The organism is Paenibacillus sp. FSL P2-0322 (assembly GCF_037975315.1).
GTDB lineage: Bacteria > Bacillota > Bacilli > Paenibacillales > Paenibacillaceae > Paenibacillus > Paenibacillus polymyxa_B.
The window spans coordinates 1,591,835-1,611,432 of the sequence record NZ_CP150243.1 but is presented as its reverse complement, the minus strand read 5'-3'; the positions used below and the strand labels follow the sequence as shown (position 1 = coordinate 1,611,432).

The window sequence follows — 19,598 nt, the reverse complement described above, 5'->3', positions numbered from 1 at the left end:
TGTTAAATCCTTAGTCGCTTTCGCAAAGTACCGTAATGATAAGTTACCGTCATGAAGTGCATACACCCAGAAAAGCGCCCTACATGTTCATGGCTGAAGCGTGTGAATGCAGGTACGCTCATAGGTGTCTGCACAGCAGCTTTACATGTGCTAAAGCAGCGGGCCTAATTTCTTCAAATGTTAAACCGTCCTGAATATAAAAGGATACAAAGCCATGCATGGATAAAAACAGGCTTTTCGGTACCCTTGAGCAATCTTCCTCCGAGTGCCCCTGACCACTCAATTCTTGACGGATCATAGACGCAAATAGTTCCACACAACGATTTTGCTCTGTGCGACAGTATGCAAATAGTTCTTCATCGTGCATCATAAACATAATTTCGTACTGATATGGATTTTCCAAACCAAAACGGATAAATTCCAGCATCAAGTACTCCAGTCTGCTCAAGCCATCATCAGACGTACCTGTTGCTGCTTGCAGTAGAATCCCACGCAATGTATTAAAATCTTCAATCACAATGGCATAGAACAGTTCAGCCTTCTCTTTAAAATGATAATATAACGAACCATGACTGTAACCCAGATGCTGGCCAATGCTGCGCATTGAAATCGCACGGTAGCCCTTGGTAATAAACAAGTGCCTGGCCGCTTCCAGAATCCGCCCTCTTGACAACTCCTGTTCTACTGCTCTTCTAGCCATATTATTTATTCCCCTTCAATAAAGTAAAGCTGCTCTCCCTCCGACACAAGCGATTGCCCCTGCGTCAAGTCTGTTATCCAGTTGCTGAAGGATTCCGCATCACCAGCCAGCGGCAGACAGGTTAAGGTAACTTTATCCGTAAACATTGTTTCTCCAGTGCGGATGCTGCGATTGCGTAATTCATTTTCCACTTTGCCCAACCAGGTATAATCCAATTCTACAAAAACTTCGCGATGCAGCACACGCGTAATTGCATCCCCTGCCTCGATTGCTGCAACAGCACCATCTGAATATGCGCGAATCAGACCGCCTGCTCCCAGCAAAATCCCACCAAAGTAACGGGTAACAACAATAGCGACATTTTTCAGCTTCTGGTTGCGGATCACCTCCAAAATAGGCTTTCCAGCCGTACCACTCGGTTCTCCGTCATCCGATTGCTTTTGGATTTCGTCTCTTTCCCCAATCATGTAAGCAGAACAATTATGGGTAGCGTTCCAATGCTCTTTTTTGATACGTTCTATGAAAGCAGTTGCTTCTTCCTCAGTTTGAACAGGCTGAATATGACCGATAAAACGGGATTTTCGGATCACAATTTCCTTGTTGCCGGCACCGCGTACGGTTCGGTATTGTTCCAACATACACGTATAACCTTCCTTACTTCATTTTACAAGAAAGCAGTCCCCCGCTTCTGGCAGCTGGTGAACTGCTTTCCTGTACTTTAATTGATGCTATACACTATAACACTTCTGACCGAAATCCTGTTTCGCATCAGAGATTACAGCACTCTTATTCAGACAATCTCGCTTCAAGCTCAGCTTTTTCTTTTTCGAAGCCTGGTTTGCCAAGCAGCGCAAACATGTTCTTCTTGTAAGCTTCTACGCCCGGTTGATCGAACGGATTTACGCCCAACAGGTAGCCGCTAATGCCGCAAGCTTTTTCGAAGAAATAAGCAAGATAGCCGAAAGAGTAAGGGCTCAAGTCAGGAATATTTACAATCAGGTTCGGTACTTGTCCGTCTGTGTGAGCCAGCAATGTACCTTGGAATGCTTTTTTGTTTACAAAATCCACAGTTTTGCCTGCCAGGAAATTCAGTCCGTCCAGATCATCCTCATCTGCTTCGATGGTGATGTGACTAGGTACATTTTCAACTTGGATTACCGTTTCGAAAATGTTGCGGCTGCCTTCCTGAATGAATTGTCCCATGGAGTGCAGGTCTGTCGAGAAATCAACAGAAGCAGGATAAATGCCTTTGTAATCCTTGCCTTCGCTTTCTCCGTACAACTGTTTCCACCACTCGGATACAAAATGAAGAGACGGCTCATAGTTTACGAGAATTTCAATTGCTTTACCTTTGCGGTACAAAGCGTTACGAACAGCTGCATATTGATAAGCCTCGTTCTCAGCTACATTCGGGTTGCTGTACTCTTTGGAAGCGTCTGCCGCCCCCTGCATCATTTCCTCGATGTTAATGCCTGCAGTAGCAATCGGCAACAAGCCTACTGCTGTCAGCACGGAGTAACGACCACCCACATCATCAGGAATAATGAAGGATTCGTATCCTTCCTCGTTAGCCAGTTTTTTCAAAGCGCCACGTTCTTTATCCGTCGTTGCATAAATACGCTTGCGTGCTTCTTCTTTACCGTATTTTTTCTCCAGAGCTGCACGGAATACGCGGAATGCGATAGCTGGCTCTGTTGTCGTACCTGATTTAGAAATGACGTTCACTGAGAAGTCTTTTCCTTCAATCAGTTCCAACAGATGATTTACATATGTAGAGCTGATGTTGTTGCCTGCAAAATAGATAGCTGGACCCTTGCGTTGATCTTTAGGCAGCGCATTGTAGAAAGAATGCGACAGCATTTCGATCGCAGCACGTGCTCCAAGGTAAGAACCGCCGATACCGATTACGATCAGTACTTCGGAATCGCTTTGAATTTTAGCAGCAGCCTTTTGGATGCGCGCAAACTCTTCTTTATCATAATTAGTAGGCAGGTCAATCCAACCCAAGAAATCGGAACCTACACCGGTTTGGTTGTGCAGTTGCTCATGAGCCAACTTGATAGGCTCTGCAAAATAATCAATTTCGTGCTGACCTACAAAGGAGAGTGCTTTAGTGTAATCAAAAATAACTTTTTTAGACATGTTTGGAACCTCCTGTTTGGTATTACTAAGACCATGAATACGAACATAAGGACTTAGGAATAGGATACTTTAATTTGCTGGGCCTGACAAGCTTGCGTTACCTGTGTATCCTGTGCTTGACAGCCCTTCTTGTAGATAGGGTAGCATGCCCATGCTACAATTAACTGAGATCAACCTGTTTCAATATTCAATTCAAGCCGAACTCGCAATCTGCATCGGACGGCAACTTCCAACAAGAAAGGTGATTAGCAATGAAAAACATCGGATTTATCGGACTGGGCACCATGGGCGCCCCGATGGCATCCAATCTGCTAAAGCAGGGATTCGGAGTCACAGTTTATAATCGTACCGCTTCGCGCTGCGAACCACTGGCAGAGCAAGGCGCACGTACAGCTTCAACTCCTCGTGAAGCAGCTGAAGGTCAGCACTTGGTCATTACCATGGTCAGCGATGATCACTCCATTCGTGACATCTATTACGGCGAAGACGGCGTGTTTGCCGGTCTTACGGCTGGCATGACTGTGATGGACAACAGCACGATTTCACCTGAGCTGGTTAAACAACTGGCCGCCGAAGCGGACAAGCTGGGCTGTTCCTTCATTGATGCACCCGTAACAGGCAGTAAGCCCGCCGCTGTAGACGGCACACTCGTGTTCATGGTTGGCGGTGATGCAGAAGCCATTGCGGCACAATCAGATGTTTTTGATACGTTGGGCAAAAAGGTACTTCATATGGGACCTAATGGCAGCGGAGCCGTAGCCAAGCTCGCTCATAATACGATGGTTGGTATTCATAACCTCGCTCTGGCTGAAGGCTTTGCTATCGCGGCTAAATCCGGTATCCCGGCAGACAGCTTCCTTGAATTGGTACAACTCGGATCGGCAGGCAGCAAGGCCGCTGACCTGAAAGGGCGCAAAATCATTGAACATGATTTTAGCAACCAGTTCTCACTTGCCTTGATGCTTAAGGACTTGAAGCTTGCTTCCTCACTAACAGACAGCCTGTCCATCCCTGCACCTATGTTATCCATTGCCAAAAGCCTGTTTCAAGCCGGGCAAACGCAAGGCTACGGCGACGAGGATCTATCCGCTGTCGTGAAGACATACGAAGCATGGATTGGCCGCACCATTGGTGGTCAACCTCTCGAATAAGCTGTACCTTTCTTTGTAACCATACGGCTGTGCTTGTGTACATATGGCATAGCTTTAGGGTAAGCACACTTGGCTTGAAAGCTGAGTGTGCTTACCCGTTTTGGCTTATTATTCGGGATAAGAACAGCAATAATCAGTTACACTTCGTACTTCCAGCTTAAATGATGACTTTGCAGGTACGTGAAAGGTTGCCGCCCCTTGTATTTCCAGCCATTCCTCAGTACCTGGAAGCAACACTCTCAAATCCCCTGCCAAAATCTCCATGATCTCACGGGAATCCGTGCCGAACTCATACGTTCCTGGCAGCATAATACCCAGTGTAACCTTACTGCCGTCACCCAGGATGACTGTACGGCTTGTAACCTGACCATCGTAATAAACATTTGCTTTTTTAACTACGCTTACTCCATCGAACTGTGTCATTCGTTATCCCCTCATCTGCTCTCAATGGTTGAATGAATATTGTGCATCATAACATAGATTTGATTCCAGCTTCAGTATGAAAATACACACTGTATCACCGTATGCTATACACTGGAATTCAATAGTGATTTTTTTACAAAACATCAACTGTATGAAACAAACAGCCGTAAGCCTTTCTCAGGTTACGACTGTCTGTTTTAGATGCTAGGTGTTTTATTTCAACAAAGCTTTCACACGACTAACAACATTCTCTACCGTAAAGCCGTATTCCTTAATCACGCGGTCGCCAGGTGCGGATGCGCCGAATGTGCTGATACCGAGAATGTCGCCTTGGTCGCCAACATATTTTTCCCAGCCCAGTGGATACGCCATTTCTACAGCCAAACGAGCTTTCACTTCTGGCAGCAGAACGGAATCTTTGTATGCTTTGTCTTGTTTTTCGAACAGATCCCAGCTTGGGAAGCTGATAACACGTACTTGGATACCTTGTTCTGCCAGTGCTTCCTGAGCTTTAACAGCCAATTGTACTTCGGAGCCTGTAGCCAGAATTTGAGCAACCGGTTTGCCGTCTGTTGCATCTGCAACCACATAAGCACCGCGTTTGATACCTTCGCGTGCATGCTCAGCACTAGCAGCCAGGATTGGCAGGTTTTGACGAGTCAATACCAGAGCAACCGGGTTCTTCTTGTTTTCCAGTGTATAAGCCCAAGCAGCAGAAGTTTCATTACCGTCCGCCGGACGAATTACTGTCAGGTTCGGGATAATACGCAGGGAAGCCAATTGTTCGATCGGCTCATGAGTCGGACCATCTTCACCCACAGCAATACTGTCGTGAGTCAAAACGTAGGTTACAGGCAATCCCATCAGAGCTGCCAGACGAACGGCTGGGCGCAGATAGTCTGTAAATACGAAGAATGTACCGCCGAATACTTTTACACCTTGGTGCAACGCCATACCGTTCATCGCAGCAGCCATACCAAATTCGCGGATACCGAAATAGATGTTACGGCCGGCGTAGTCTTCTGGCGTAAAGTTCGTCAGGTTGTTCAAATGTGTCATCGTGGAGCTCTCCAGATCGGCAGATCCGCCTGTCAGGAAAGGTACGTTTGGAGCCAATCCGTTTAGAGCATTACCAGAAGCTACACGAGTCGAAACGGCTTTGTCTCCAGTCGTGTATTTCGGAAGATCACGATCCCAGCCTTCTGGAAGATCGCCGTTTACAGCTGTTTCGAACTGCGCTGCCAAATCAGGGTGAGCAGCTTTGTATTTCGCGAACTGTTCATTCCATGCTTTGTTCGCCGCGATACCGCGCTCTTTTACTTTAGCAAAATGCTCGCGAACCTCTTGTGGTACGTGGAAGTCCTCTTCGTATACCCATTTGTAGAAATCTTTAGTCAACTTGGCTTCTTCTGATCCCAGCGGGGAACCATGAGTACCACCGTGTCCGCCTTTACCTTGTTTGTTCGGGCTTCCGTAGCCGATAACTGTTTTCACTTCAATCAGCGTAGGGCGTGTCGAGTCGCCTTGCGCTTCTTCAATGGCTTTTTGGATGGCTGGAAGGTCGTTACCATCTTCTACGCGCAGTACTTGCCAGTTGTAAGCTTCAAAGCGTTTGGCAACACTCTCGGAAGAGGACAGATTAAGCTTGCCGTCCAGTGTAATATCATTGGAATCAAACAATACAATCAGCTTGCCCAGTTGTAAGCGACCAGCCAGCGAAGCAGCCTCGTGGGAAATACCTTCCATCAGATCGCCATCGCCGCAGATTGCATACGTGAAGTGATCTACAACTTTAAATTCGTCTTTATTATATGTTGCACCCAGTTGAGCTTCAGCCATTGCCATACCTACGGACATTGCGAGACCTTGTCCCAGAGGTCCAGTTGTAGCATCTACACCAGCAGTGTGCCCAAACTCAGGGTGTCCGGGTGTAAGGCTGCCCCATTGACGGAATTGTTTCAGTTCTTCCATAGGAAGATCATAGCCGCTCAGGTGCAGAAGGCTGTATAGCAACATGGAACCGTGTCCTGCGGACAATACAAAACGGTCACGGTTAACCCATGTAGGTTGATCGGGATTATGATTCATCGTTTTAGCAAAAAGTTGGTATCCCATTGGCGCGGAGCCCATCGGCATCCCAGGATGTCCCGAGTTTGCTTTCTCGATGGCGTCAATTGCCAACGTACGAATAGTTGTGATGGACAAATTGTCGATCGTGGAGTTTTCATCCTTTTGAATCGCTTGGTTCTGGTCAGTCATGGTTTGCCTCCTCATATTGTATAAAGTATGTCAATTGCATTCGGTCATACTCTCCAACATCACCGTCCGATATAGAAACGATGTCTATTGAAGTGAGTGAATCTGCTTGAATGTTTCAATATGACTTATACATTCTTAAGTATTGTACCATCTGCCGTGAAAGTTTGCCAGATCGTTTATAAAGATGATTGTGGAAATGTAGTACCGAGTCCTCATATAAATATACCCGTAATGTATTAACCTCATTTAAAAAATTATAAAATCACAAAAAAATATTATGTACTGACTGTTTATTAAGGCGAGTAACTCACATGAGGATTTTGCAAAATCCTTACATAAAAAAACAAAGCCCGTTATACAGCGGGCTTTGTTCAACAAAAAATATATACTCACAAATTTTTTCTAAAATTTTAAGATTAGTTAAAAACGACCGTTTTGTTCTCATGAACCAGAATACGATCCTCTGCATGCCACTTCACGGCTCTTGCCAAAACGACCCGCTCTATGGTGCGACCGATCCGTTTTAGCTCATTTACATCATCTCCGTGGCTTACACGCTGCACGTCCTGCTCAATGATCGGGCCGCCGTCCAATTCTTCAGTTACATAATGCGCAGTAGCACCAATAATTTTCACACCGCGATTATAGGCTTGGGCATATGGCTTCCCACCCACGAATGCCGGCAGAAAGGAATGATGGATATTGATAATCCGGTTGCGATAATGCTCAATAAACTTGGGTGAAATAATCTGCATATAACGGGCTAAAATGATAACGTCAATGTCTTCGCCAATGACCTCTAGTTGACGGCGCTCCGCCTCCGGTTTAGTATCGGCTGTTACCGGAATATGGTGATACGGGATGCCAAATGATTCCACATACTCCTTCATATCCGGATGATTACTAACCACCAATGAAATATCCGCGTCCAGATCTCCTGCCTGCCATTGCCACAGCAGTTCTACCAAGCAGTGATCTTCTTTGGAAACGAAAATAGCCAGTTTTTTCTTGCGGCTAACCGCAGAAATCGTCCACTCCATACGGAATTGCTCAGCAACAGCGGCAAAATCCTGCTCCAACTGTGGCTGGGTTGCACTCAAATTCGGTAGATCAAATTCAATCCGCATAAAAAACATACCGCCGGACGGGTCCATTGTATATTGATCAGATTGAACGATATTGGCCCCATGCTCGTACAAAAAACGGGACACGGCCGCTACAATACCTGGTCCGTCTGGACAAGATACAAGCATACGCGCGCGATTTTCATGGGCTGATAGAGTGCTATTTGGCTGATGTTTTACGTGAATTTCCATGTGGCTATTAATCCCCCTTAGCTTATACCGTCACTGGCAAATGACTGCCGGCAAACCAGGCAATCAACCGTTGATTAATGTGTTCTTCGCTCAAATCTGGAAATAGTGCTGCTTCCGTTATCATGTCATACAGACGCTCCAACGGCTCACGTGGATCGGCTTTTCTTGCTTTGGCATCATTTTTTAGCAGAGCCCAGGTGTCCAGCACAAATCTGCGGACATCCACATCCTGTTTTTTGAAAAACGAATGCACTTGCTCTACCTGACCCAAAAACTCATCCCCAAAGCGCTCCTTTACATTTCCGCGAAGCAGGGCAATTTCAACCTCATACATCGGACGCTGAGTTTTGGCTTCCTTACCAATCCATGGCGTCTCCAAAATAAACGGACGTCCTTGAAGTGCTTCATGATGCACCACATTATGAATGGTCTGATAGCCAATCCAGCCTGATCCGATCGGAGTATGTCGGTCTTTATGAGCGCCAACCGGATTCTTACTATCATTGATGTGAACAACTGCGATGCGGTTCAAGCCGACAATACGGTCGAATTGCTCCAATACACCGTCCAGATCATTTACGATATCATAACCCGCATCGTGAATGTGACAGGTGTCCATACAAACCGTAAGACGCTCGTTATGCTCTACTTTATCTATAATGGAGGCAATCTCCTCAAAGCTACGACCCATTTCCGTTCCTTTGCCTGCCATCGTTTCAAGCGCAATGTTAACATCTGTCTCCTTCACGCCGTTTAGTACCTCGTTCAAACCATCCGCAATACGCCCGATTCCGTATTCTGCATCCTTATCGGTAAAAGCGCCTGGATGCAGCACGATATTTTTCACACCAATCGCGTGTGTGCGTCGAATTTCCTCCTGAAGAAAGCTGACCGCAAGCTCATAGGTATTTTCTTTGTAAGAGCCAAGGTTGATGATATACGGGGCATGCACCACGATATCTTCCATTCCCTTCTCAGCCATTAACTGCTTGCCTTCCTCCAAATACATGGACTCCATCGGCTTACGACGCGTGTTTTGCGGTGCTCCCGTGTATATCATAAAGGAGCTGGACCCGTAAGAAGACGCTTCTTTTGTAGCGCTGAGCAGACCTTTGTCCGAGAAGGACACATGAGAACCAATTTTCAGCATGATCCTGATTCATCCCCTTATCCTGTTATGCTTGTCTTATTTTAATTTAATCATTTTAACGTGATTATTGAAATCAAACAACATAGCTTTTATGGCAGCTTTCTTAAATGACTCTATTAAGGGAACACGTAGATAAAGTACACATCAGAATATATGTTAGTCAAACGAGGGTAAATAAAATCATGGATTGACATCCTTAACCGTATAAAGGTACATTCATGAATCAATTTCATAACTCATTAAAGCTTGGTGGTTGTAACTAGATATAGACAAATCGAATCATTTTGATCTATTTCTAGTTTTGATTGAAGCAGCTAAAGGTATTATGAAATTGATTCTCATATGAAGTTTTTTTCTCAAAAAGGGTTATATTCTATAACAGATGTATTTTTTTGTGAATTGGAAGGAGAGCTGGCTCCATGAACATCATCGTATGTGGAGGAACTGGATTGGTGGGGAGTGCACTGGTCAAAAGCCTGCTAGACGACGGATACACCGTGAAAGTCGTTACCCGCAAGCCACTGGTAGGACACGAAGCGAGCCCCCGCTTGCAATATATGAGTTGGAACGAATTAAAACAAAAGCCTGAAGTACTGGAAGGCACAGATGCGGTCGTTAATTTAGCAGGTGAAACGCTGAATCAGCGCTGGACGGATAAGTCCAAACAAAGAATTCTTCAATCACGACTGCTATCTGTTGCCCGGTTGGCTGAAGCATTGAATGCTCTACAGAAAAAACCGAAAGTTATCATTCAGGCTTCGGCTGTTGCCGCCTATGGTACATCCCTGACCGAAACATTCGATGAAACGAGCCCGCGTCGTTCGGAAGATTTTTTGTCTCAGGTGGTTGAGCAATGGGAGGAAGCCGCTAATGCCTACCCTTCTGATACCCGTTTAATTAAGTTACGCATTAGCCTTGTGCTGGACAGAAAAAAAGGGGCATTCCCACTCATGAAGATACCTTATAGCTTCGGATTCGGCGGCAAAATAGGCAGCGGTCATCAATGGATGAGCTGGATTCATATTGAGGATATTGTTCGTCTGATCACGTACTGCATCCATACGAAGGAAATCGTCGGGGCAGTGAACGCATCATCACCATACCCAATGACGAACGACCAGTTTGGGAGGACAGTAGCTACGGTATATCACCGTCCGCACTGGTTTCCCGTCCCCAGCATTCTCGTTTCAAAGCTAGTTGGTGAGATGAGCACGCTTGTATTGGATGGTCAAAAGGTAATACCGAGCAAAGCGCTGGAGCACGGATTTAAGTTTAACTATCCTTCATTGAAGGACGCTCTAGAGGAACTCCATTCTTCCCAAAAACAGCATTGAATTTAAAAAGAGGAACTCCAGGCTGGTAGGTAGTATCACTACCGGCTTAGGGTTCATTTTTTTAGTCAGACACAATCTATCAAGCAGACTGCAAGTTTTTAAGATGCCTCTTTTATTCTTTTGAATAGTCCACTTCTGAAGTTTTCTCTCTATCTTCGGTAACTCGGTTTCCCACGCTTTTAGATTCTGAGTTTGGAAAAGTCCATCTCCAGTTCTCTTGCCCTTGATCACTCAAATCAGAAGATTGCTTGTCTTGATAATGACGTCCTGCTACGAACCCGGTCAGCTTATCTACCTGATAACGATCATTTTTACGCTGTGCTGGGGGAGAAGTAGGACCTAACCATTCCGAATCCAATACAGGTGCTGAATCGCTGTACATATGAGACGAAGTTCGATTGCGCTCCCATTTCCCCGTCCAGCTTATATAAGCAACAGCTGCAAGTACTAAGGTCAGCACCACGGAGATGATCAACGGTACCGTTTCTGGATGATCCAGATAAATATAACGCCACACAATGGCCGAAGTGAGCAGACATCCGAGAGCAATGTACATTTTATATTTTTGCAATCCAGACTCCACATCTTCCATCTCGAATTCGGCTTTTACCTCTGCATTCTCCTCTGGTTTCACGGACGGTTTGAGCCGATTGATGCGTTTAAGTTCCTGAATTCCCTGCAGAGTCTCCCGGTGATCTCGCCCGTACGTTCCGCCACGTTCTGTATAGTTCCCTTGTGAGGTATGAGAGGATCGAGCAGAAAGGCTAGGGTTGGCTGATGAAAAAGATCGCTCCCATTTTTATAGTTAAAGAAGCAAGCTTCGTGGATTAATTATTTTGTAACATTAATTATTTTTTCAGCGATTAATCGACATTCTTCAATACTTTTATCGAATTCCTTTTTAAAAGAATGAGCAAATACAAAATGAATCTGCTCCGCTAATTCTTCCACAGAATTTGTTATCTTACTTTTTTCATAGATTTTACTTATTTCTGAATAATATTCATCTTCTAATAGAGGATGTATCTCGATTGGATTCCATTCATTAATCATTTGTACGATATCATTGTTCATTTTTATACACTCCTACTCTCCAAATAACGATTTAGATAGTGCTTTATATGCATCATCATACTTACTCTTAGGAATAACTGTAACAAGTGTCCCATCGTTAGCAACTACGGCAGCACCTTCTTTTGAAAAGAACAAATGTTTACTGCCATTATTCTGGGAAAGGGACTTCCCATTTTCCACCCAAGAATCTGCCATTTCTTTTGTTACGCCGCGCTCTTGCATTCTTTCTAAAGCATGATTTGAAGAATTAGACCAATTTATTTGTGTTCCCGGATTCTCAACCAGCGTCCCTGACTTTCCAAAAGTATCACCAACCTGTGCAGTTTCACCTTTTCCCTGATGAGGAGTCGTACTTTCTGCCTTAGCTCCCGAAGATGGAGTAGATTTAGATGAGCCTCCACCTTCCCCTTTCGCCATTTGCCACAATTCCGCTGAGCTTTTCCCTATTCCGCTTGCTCCTTTAACTGCGGTTGTACCTCCATGTGCCGCTAAAGCTGCTGAGCCAATCAATCCAGGTATTCCGATAATACTACCAACTCCCGTGGATGAAACAGCAACTGATAATCCTTCTCCACTTATTCCAGCTACTACCTCACCAGCCCCCTGCAATGTCGTAGCTACGTGACCGAGAATTTCACCTACTTTAGCAGCCATAGGATGATCATAGTCACGGTCTTTGTCAGGCAGCATCCCTAAGGTTAGATCTTCCTGAATAGCACCTTTCGCTCCCTGAGCAGTATCCCACAAAATTTCTCCTTGAAGCTTGCTAGCTTCCATCTGGGCTTCAGCCTTGGTGATCTCCGCTTTTCCGATCTGTTCAAAAATTTTATGTAACCAACCTTCACCGCTTGATGCCGTTTTAACAGGCACACCATTCCCGGGCACATCAAGTACTACTTTTTCTCCATCTACCTGTGTGAAGTTTTTTGAAATAAAGATGAGTTCTTGGGCAACCGTAGAAAGCCGTTCAAGCGTCACACCCATGGATTGTCTAGAGACCTGAAAATCTTGGAAAAACCTCTCTCGGGTAGCACCAGCCCAGCCTTGTTGGACAAAATCAATTCTTCCATTCAGTAAATTCAACATCCGTTCCATTTCGTGTTTACCATGCAAGAACTGGTCAGCCACTTCCATTAGCTTGTCAGGTGGAACTAATATTCTCCCCATTCTACCACGCCCACTTTAATTTTGATGGAAATAATCTTATCAGAAGGAGATGTTTAGGGACATCCATCTATTATCCTGAAATTCCCTTTTTATATTCTGTGACAATTGGACTGAGATAATCAGATTTGCTATGCCTAAAGTATTATAACCCTTGTTATAAGATACATTTTATCAGCGTAGTAGTAGTAATCATCGCCTTCACATTATGTTCCTCAACCATAAATCCTTTCTAGCTCGACAATGCAGTTAGCAAGCTTTTTCATACAATTCAAAAAGGCTAGACGGACAATTCCGTCTAACCTTCATTTATGATGCATTGGAGGATTTAAAAGAATCCAACCGATAAGTATAAGAGACTCCGGCAATTTTAAAAGTGTCTCCATCCTTCATTGTGTACTCCTTATAAGGCACCATAGGCTCTCCATTCAGAACAGTTCCGTTCGTCGAGGATAAATCCTTAACAATGTGGCTATGTTCTCCTGTAACTATGCAAAGCTCAATATGAGAACGGGAAGCTCCATCCGTATGCTCCACAAACTGGACCAATTGCGGATCTCTCCCGATGATAAAGCTGCCTGCAACGAATTGGTCTGGCTGCAACCGGATGCGCTCGGTCCCTCCACTACCTGGTGGCTTGCGATCCAGGCAAGCAATCGGTGATTGCTGAACAGGTGAAATCTGTATCTCTTGATCTGGACGAAGCAGCATCGTTTCCTGCTTAGATACAGCATTTAGCAGCTCCGTTACCCCAGAGAGAGACTTATAATAAGCCTCACTGGTATCGCTGGCTTCCAATTCATTTCCTCGTTCCGCACCTTTCCACGATGGCTCGTGTAGGTCATAGTTTGCTGAAGTGTTCTCCCTATCTTCCGTAACTCGGTTTCCCACGCTTTTCGATTCTGAGTTTGGAAAAGTCCATCTCCAGCTCTCCTGCCCTTGATCACTCGAATCGAAAGATTGCTTGTCTTGATGATGACGTCCCGCTACAAACCCGGTCAGCTTATCTACTTGATAACGATCATTTTTGCGTTGTGCTGGGGAAGAAGTAGTTCCTAACCATTCCGAATCCAATACAGGTACTGAATCGCTGTACATATGAGATGAAGCTCGATTGCGCTCCCATTTCCCCGTCCAGCTTATATAAGCAACAACGGCAAGTACCAAGGTCAGCACAACGGAAATGATCAACGGTACCGTCTCTGGATGATCCAGATAAATATAACGCCACACGATGGCCGAAGCGAGCAGACATCCGAGAGTAATGTAGGTTTTATATTTTCGCAATCCAGGCTCCACATCTTCTACTTCGTTTTCTGTTACAAGCTCAGAATTCTCCTCTGATTTCACGGACGGTTTGAGCCGATTGATCCGTTTAAGCTCCTGAATCTCCTGCAGAGTCTCCCTATGCTCTTGCCCGTATGTTCCGCCACGATCAGTATAATTCCCCTGTGAGGTATGAGATGTATGAGCAGATATGATAGGGTCGGCTGATGAAAAAGCTCGCCCTTCCATACTTTCTCCCTTCACGCTAGCACTCTCTGTACCAGTCTTCATTCCTTGCAATAGCAGTTCCTTTAGCAAGCCCAATTCAAATTCATTTCTATCACACAGATCGAGAATGCGTTGTATATATTCTCCCTGAAAGTGGGCTACACGAGTCATTAAACGAATAACCATCTGCTTAAATTGACTGCCTGTTTGCCCTGTATACTGTACACTGCGTAAAGGAACATAGGTTAAACTGGCGGTTTCCCTTGTACCTGAACCACTTAGAAAAATATAATCCTCGTGCAAAATAAACTGGCGGATATCTAACATATATTGCGGGCTGCGATGGAGGGCATCTGCCACTTCAAAAAGAATCCGGTAGAAATCAGAAGTCGACACGCTCCCACCTTTCCATAACTGGGAAAGCATGCGTTGCCCCGAAATGTCGTAATGTAACTCTATCTGAAAATCGACTTCTTTTATTCTAAGTTCCAGCAGACCGGGAATCCGATTACCAGTCATCATGCCGGTCTGTACGGAATTTAAATCATCGGTCTTGAGCCCGTCTTCCTTGTTTAGAATCATAAATGTCCCGCCGTTCCGGGCAAAATCCCTGCTTAAACCAAACAATTCATGACCTCCTTAACAATTTCCTATCTCCGAGAGGTAGCATGATCTCCCCCAGCGGACATGTCATGGCAAGAAGTAAAGATAAGCACTGATCGCTCCCGGAATGACTGCCGTCATAAAAGGAAACCTGAGGTGTGCTTCATTCCCACTGGTCAGCGCTTTGCCGCTGCGAAATAGAAAAAATCCTCCTAAATTAAAAGCCACGCGCCGCAGTCTCATGATGGTTTCTCTCTTCCATAGCAAAATTCCTATGCCAATAATACCTGCAAAAAAAATCGAATATAAAGCTGACTGCCATGCAAAAGCGGCACCTGTCCATGCTCCAATCAAGCCGAACAGCTTTACATCCCCTGCACCAACAGCTCCCATCCAGTACAAAATCAGCATGAAACCAAATCCGGTACCCAGTCCAGCAACAGCAAATAAAAAACCGTGCCACCCTCCAAACAGAGTATTGAACACCAAGCCTACCACTATGCCGGGCAATGTAAGCTTATTAGGGATTTTCATGCTACGTAAATCCGTAACTAACGCGATCGCGAGCAGAACTCCGCATACAATATACATCCACGTCAATGCGATCTTCCCCCTTTATAAAATAGAACTAGCAGACTACCAAATCACTTTCCATCGTAGGTATTCCTGTCCGTCTATGTCGAGTCGATTCTATCTATCCATCAGCTGGCTTTTCCACGGTAAACGGAACTTCTATACGTTGACCATCCTCTGTTTCAATCACAAAGCTCCATTGACCGGGTGTTGTGTTCGTTCCCACAAACCAGTTCCATTCAATAATCCCGTCCGCATTGGCAGAGGTCCAGCCCAAATGCTGGGCCGTGCTTTGGCCCGACTTATAAAGTACAGAAAGATTAGCAGTCGTCCCAGGCTCAATCTTGGCCTTGATCAAATTGTACACACCCTTCACAGCAGGTTCAGGCTTGACGAGCAACTGTATGGAATGCTGCGCATCCTTATCCGCTGTTGCCTCTCCTGTACCTGTCCCCTCCCCTGTGTTCCCAATCCAGAGACGTTCCTCTGCCGCTGCCTGAAGCACAATGCTGCGATACAAAAAGGGGACCTTCATCGGCAGTTCATACGATAGCTCTACTCTAAAATAAGGGTCCTTAGTTCCTGTAAGAGCAGGTACATGTACGCTCGTTATATGAATACGGTCATACTCCAGAATGCTTTCCTCCATAAAAGGCTTTAGCATCGGCTTCAGAACAGGATCGAGTGCAGCTTCCGTAAATCGCCCCCGCAGTTCCTCCATCGGCTTTTGACCGCCCTGAACAGCGCTTTCTACCCAATCGCCAATTGGAGGTGGCAACTGGGCAGCGAATTGGCTTGCATATTCACTCATAGATAACTTGGGCAATTCATCCAGCGGTTCACGGACTGCATCTATTTTCGCGGACGCCGCCTCCACGGCTAGAGAAACTGGGTAGATTTTAGTCGAAACCTGCTTGACCGCTTCTGAAGCGGTGTTCTGCAAGGCTGTGGATACCAGCGTCATCTGAACCATATAAATGAGAAAAATAATAAAAAACAGAAACATTGGCAACACCAGTGACGCTTCTAAAACAATACTCCCTTGTTCACATTGCTTCTGCCCACAAACTTTCCGTAAACACCGATTAATAGGAAAAATGCGCTGTTTTCGTGACATAGTACACACTTCCCTTAATACTCTCGCCTTCTTTTGAGGCGGTCCCGAGCATCTTCATTACCCCAGGTAGAAACCACAGCCTCATTCCATTCTTGACCTCAACCGTTGCATACGTTTGCCGCTCAGCAGGATTGACATCTGTATTCAGGCGGATCAGAGCAAGCATACGGGACATTTTTCGTTCATTATTGCTATGGAGCATCAGGAACAATCGCAAATGATCCTTGTATGTCATTCGAAATTTCAGAAAATCAGACAATGGCACGTCCCCCTTTTGTGCCAGCATAATCATATCTTCTATTGCTTTTTCTACTCCATATAACAAAGCCGCCGCCAAAACGACCAGCGGATTACCTTTTGAGCTGTTTTTAACCAATCCCTCCATTGTTCGAATGGCAAGTCTCATAGCGAAAATTTCTCCATAGGCGGATGCCAGATTGCCCGTCGGATTATGGAACCCATACAGGATGTACTCAACTTCCTGATTATTCACCTCCAGCTGATCTCCCAAAATCTGTGCAGCATTTCCCACATTTCCACCCGATCCGGTCAAGCTACCAAAACGGCTAAAATCCACATGATGGAAGTAAGATAGCGCATATTCATTCTGGTAAAACTCGTCTCCCAGTTGAGTCAGTAAATTGGATGCCGACCCGTATAGACCATCCATACTATCCATTGAAGCTCCCGCTGCATCATAGGTGTCATAGGGCAAATCAGCGGATACAGATGGACTGGATGTAGACTGGTTAAACGAAATACTTTCATTGTAATAGCGCTCCAGATGTTGGAATTTTTCTGCACTTTGTTTACCTTTGGAAAGAACCTCAATGATCCGATAGGCTTGTTTGAGCTTGTTTTTCGCCTCTTTTTCCATTTTCTTGCGTTCTTTGTCCGGTCCACGTCGCGTATCCATCATTTTGGCTTCACCGTCGAGTACATTGGCAGGTCCCGCCCAAGCATACGCATTCAAGTATTTATCTATCTCTTTGAGCGTTGATGCGACTTCTTGCTTGAGCATGTCTGCATTCAAAAATGGATCTGTATAAAAAGATAAGGTACGCATCATGCTCGTTATTCTATTGTTAGCAGTATTTATAGAAGTCCGTTGCCTTTCGATTTCTGCTTCCCATTGCTCAAATTCCTTATCTGGAATCAACAAATCCTCTGCTTTTTGCCGTGCGCTTCCTACCGACGGATCTGCGTTGGAGCCTGCTCCGCTTGGAGTAGGGGCTGCTGAAACCTCATCGTAGCCTGCATTGGCCGCCCTCTGCTTATATTGGGCAATGACTTTGCGCATCTCTTCATTAATCTGTCGGGCCTCATTTAACGGTTCCTTGGCTTCCAGAAGCAGCTTATCATGTTCTTCTCCAGCCTGAACCATGATCTGACGCAGGCGATCAAGCGCTGCCCTCGCTCTACGTGCATATTTTTCCATCTGCATGATTTTAACGTCGTCCACACTCTTCTTATTGTCTTCATATACATGTACGTAATGCTTATATTGAGCGGCAATATCGGCTACAACCTCAAGCGGGTCCCATATATACTGACTGGGCATATAGGTGCCCCTCTGTTTAATAATCCGCTTGCGAACCTCTTCCATATAAGCTCCTGCCTTACGCTGCTTCTCCAGCATGTCATCCAGTTGGGCCTCTCGTCTGTCGTACAGCTTTTGCAGCCTTTTCAGCAAATCTACCGTATGAGAAGCCTCTTTCATGTTTTGAGAGAGCGGCTTTAGCTTTTCGAGCACTTCAAACGTAAAATCGACAGGTGCTTTATACTTCATCTCTTCACGGATCTGTTCGTTAAATATGGCATATTTACCAAGCTCTCTTTCCATTTGCAGGGAACTTGAATCCAGCTTCGTATTCATCAGCGGGAGTGTATCCGCGTGTGCCGTACGCCGCGCGCTGTCATTCAGCACTTTAACCATAATTTGTTCTCCGCCGCCTTCGCCATAAGCAAACAAACCGTACTCCTGTTGTAATGTCGGATCATAAGCAGACATCACTGAACGAACCGCCGCATGGGTCAGCCGTTCGGTCTGCACATGCAATGCAGCAATTCTCGCGTAATCAATAAATACAGCAATAAAACCGAACATGACCGCCAGAATCAGAATTAAAAAGACCGTGACAGCACCTGATTCCCTGTCCTTTGTATTGTGTCCCTTACCAAACACCTGCTTCCTCCTTTCCAGTTACATTCCCGTTACTTACTTCTCACTGACCGTTTTGACCATATTGCATCAGTACTTTCCCTACAACTGCCGAATCTACCTTTTCACCTGATCCTCTGCCCATAAACTTCGCACCATAATAACGGACCAACTCCACCGTACGAATCCATTCCACAGGTTCGACCACGCCAGAGCTCATTTTCCCTTGCAAATCTGTCTGATCTAAAAACTGATTCAACAAAGGTACCTTCACTATCTTATTTAACTTTGTGGTCACCTTACGGTGAATCATACTGTTCTCATATGTCATCTGCCCCTGCATGCCCGCAGGCATTCTATTTTCTGCATTGGACAGCTTCTGAGCAGGTAACGAGCCTCCGCCATTGCCGCCCGGAACCTGTACACTTTCCTGATTGTTGGCTCCGGTCCAGCCAAACAGGGCTCCCAGCATACCATCATCCTTCAGGCGCCAATAGAGAGAATCCCGTTGCCCTTGTGTAAATGCTCCCGTACGTGGGTCCTTGAAGCTGTTATCCCAACTGTAAGCGGCCCTTTCCGAAGCAGTAGCAGCGACCTGCACCAATATAGATTTTTGATATATGTACAGGCAAAAAAATAACATCACAAAAATGACCAGCAGTAGAATGGGAAAGACGAGGGAAGCTTCCAAGGAGAAGCTCCCGTCCTCTTTTTGTGCCAATTTGCGCAGCATTATGAATCCATAAAATCGTTACTTTTTTTATCCGCCTTTTTCAAAAGCCCTTCTACAATTTTCTTGATCTGATCCTTGAAAATAATTGCCACCGCAATCAGAATGGCAATGATCAGGATCATTTCTAACGTACCCAGACCATCCTCATCCTTGTACAACTTACGAATACTGCCTGTTACTAATGTCATCATCGTTGTATTCCTC

Annotated in this window: 18 protein-coding genes; 2 read left to right on the top strand and 16 right to left on the bottom strand. The window is 45.3% G+C overall.

The annotated features are described in order from the left end of the window. Positions 1-118: 118 nt before the first annotated feature. From MKY24_RS07050 to MKY24_RS07040, 3 genes are all read right to left on the bottom strand, one after another. Complete coding sequence (locus MKY24_RS07050; protein WP_023987636.1) at positions 119-700, bottom strand: TetR/AcrR family transcriptional regulator; 582 nt, start codon at positions 698-700, stop codon at positions 119-121. A 5-nt stretch (positions 701-705) separates the two neighbouring features. Beyond that, on the bottom strand, positions 706-1,338 hold the full coding sequence (locus MKY24_RS07045; protein ID WP_023987635.1) for a YigZ family protein: 633 nt from the start codon (positions 1,336-1,338) through the stop codon (positions 706-708). A 148-nt stretch (positions 1,339-1,486) separates the two neighbouring features. Further along, complete coding sequence (locus tag MKY24_RS07040) at positions 1,487-2,842, bottom strand: glucose-6-phosphate isomerase (protein WP_013369975.1); 1,356 nt, start codon at positions 2,840-2,842, stop codon at positions 1,487-1,489. Between the two features lie 251 nt (positions 2,843-3,093). Here MKY24_RS07040 and MKY24_RS07035 point away from each other — a divergent pair, with 251 nt between their 5' ends. After that, entirely contained in the window at positions 3,094-3,993 is a 900-nt protein-coding gene (locus tag MKY24_RS07035; protein ID WP_028543020.1) for an NAD(P)-dependent oxidoreductase, read from the top strand. Between the two features lie 108 nt (positions 3,994-4,101). Here MKY24_RS07035 and MKY24_RS07030 read toward each other — a convergent pair whose 3' ends face one another. From MKY24_RS07030 to MKY24_RS07015, 4 genes are all read right to left on the bottom strand, one after another. Next, positions 4,102-4,416, bottom strand: coding sequence for a pyrimidine/purine nucleoside phosphorylase (locus tag MKY24_RS07030; protein WP_023987633.1), 315 nt, complete (start codon positions 4,414-4,416; stop codon positions 4,102-4,104). Between the two features lie 213 nt (positions 4,417-4,629). After that, a complete protein-coding gene (gene tkt / locus MKY24_RS07025) occupies positions 4,630-6,675 on the bottom strand; it encodes a transketolase (protein ID WP_069080966.1) in 2,046 nt (681 codons plus the stop codon). Positions 6,676-7,091: 416 nt separating this feature from the next. Continuing rightward, positions 7,092-7,991 (bottom strand): formyltetrahydrofolate deformylase, encoded by a 900-nt coding sequence (purU, locus tag MKY24_RS07020; protein WP_023987631.1) that lies wholly within the window; start codon positions 7,989-7,991, stop codon positions 7,092-7,094. Between the two features lie 22 nt (positions 7,992-8,013). Beyond that, positions 8,014-9,141: a deoxyribonuclease IV gene (locus MKY24_RS07015; RefSeq protein WP_069080967.1), complete on the bottom strand. Its 1,128-nt coding sequence runs from the start codon at positions 9,139-9,141 to the stop codon at positions 8,014-8,016. 419 nt (positions 9,142-9,560) lie between these two features. Between MKY24_RS07015 and MKY24_RS07010 the strand changes: the two genes are divergently transcribed. Further along, positions 9,561-10,475, top strand: coding sequence for a TIGR01777 family oxidoreductase (locus MKY24_RS07010; protein ID WP_069080968.1), 915 nt, complete (start codon positions 9,561-9,563; stop codon positions 10,473-10,475). A 112-nt stretch (positions 10,476-10,587) separates the two neighbouring features. Here the strand turns inward: MKY24_RS07010 and MKY24_RS07005 are convergent, their stop codons facing one another. From MKY24_RS07005 to MKY24_RS06965, 9 genes are all read right to left on the bottom strand, one after another. Next, the gene (locus MKY24_RS07005; RefSeq protein ID WP_339201652.1) at positions 10,588-11,109 is read right to left on the bottom strand and encodes a hypothetical protein; all 522 of its coding nucleotides are present in this window, start codon (positions 11,107-11,109) and stop codon (positions 10,588-10,590) included. Between the two features lie 197 nt (positions 11,110-11,306). Next, a complete protein-coding gene (locus MKY24_RS07000; protein ID WP_069080969.1) occupies positions 11,307-11,549 on the bottom strand; it encodes a DUF1871 family protein in 243 nt (80 codons plus the stop codon). 12 nt (positions 11,550-11,561) lie between these two features. Further along, positions 11,562-12,716: a WXG100 family type VII secretion target gene (locus MKY24_RS06995; RefSeq protein WP_339201651.1), complete on the bottom strand. Its 1,155-nt coding sequence runs from the start codon at positions 12,714-12,716 to the stop codon at positions 11,562-11,564. Between the two features lie 306 nt (positions 12,717-13,022). Continuing rightward, positions 13,023-14,834, bottom strand: coding sequence for a DUF6382 domain-containing protein (locus tag MKY24_RS06990; RefSeq protein WP_339201650.1), 1,812 nt, complete (start codon positions 14,832-14,834; stop codon positions 13,023-13,025). Positions 14,835-14,897: 63 nt separating this feature from the next. Next, positions 14,898-15,410, bottom strand: a complete 513-nt coding sequence (locus tag MKY24_RS06985) for an A24 family peptidase (RefSeq protein ID WP_025722689.1) — start codon at positions 15,408-15,410, stop codon at positions 14,898-14,900. A 94-nt stretch (positions 15,411-15,504) separates the two neighbouring features. Beyond that, positions 15,505-16,500: a TadE family protein gene (locus MKY24_RS06980; RefSeq protein WP_339201649.1), complete on the bottom strand. Its 996-nt coding sequence runs from the start codon at positions 16,498-16,500 to the stop codon at positions 15,505-15,507. Next, positions 16,469-18,685, bottom strand: coding sequence for a hypothetical protein (locus tag MKY24_RS06975; protein ID WP_339201648.1), 2,217 nt, complete (start codon positions 18,683-18,685; stop codon positions 16,469-16,471). The genes MKY24_RS06980 and MKY24_RS06975 overlap by 32 nt, the downstream gene beginning before the upstream one ends. A 40-nt stretch (positions 18,686-18,725) precedes the next feature. Further along, positions 18,726-19,394, bottom strand: a complete 669-nt coding sequence (locus MKY24_RS06970) for a TadE family protein (RefSeq protein WP_339201647.1) — start codon at positions 19,392-19,394, stop codon at positions 18,726-18,728. Continuing rightward, positions 19,394-19,585 (bottom strand): Flp1 family type IVb pilin, encoded by a 192-nt coding sequence (locus MKY24_RS06965; RefSeq protein WP_013309278.1) that lies wholly within the window; start codon positions 19,583-19,585, stop codon positions 19,394-19,396. The genes MKY24_RS06970 and MKY24_RS06965 overlap by 1 nt, the downstream gene beginning before the upstream one ends. Positions 19,586-19,598 lie beyond the last annotated feature (13 nt).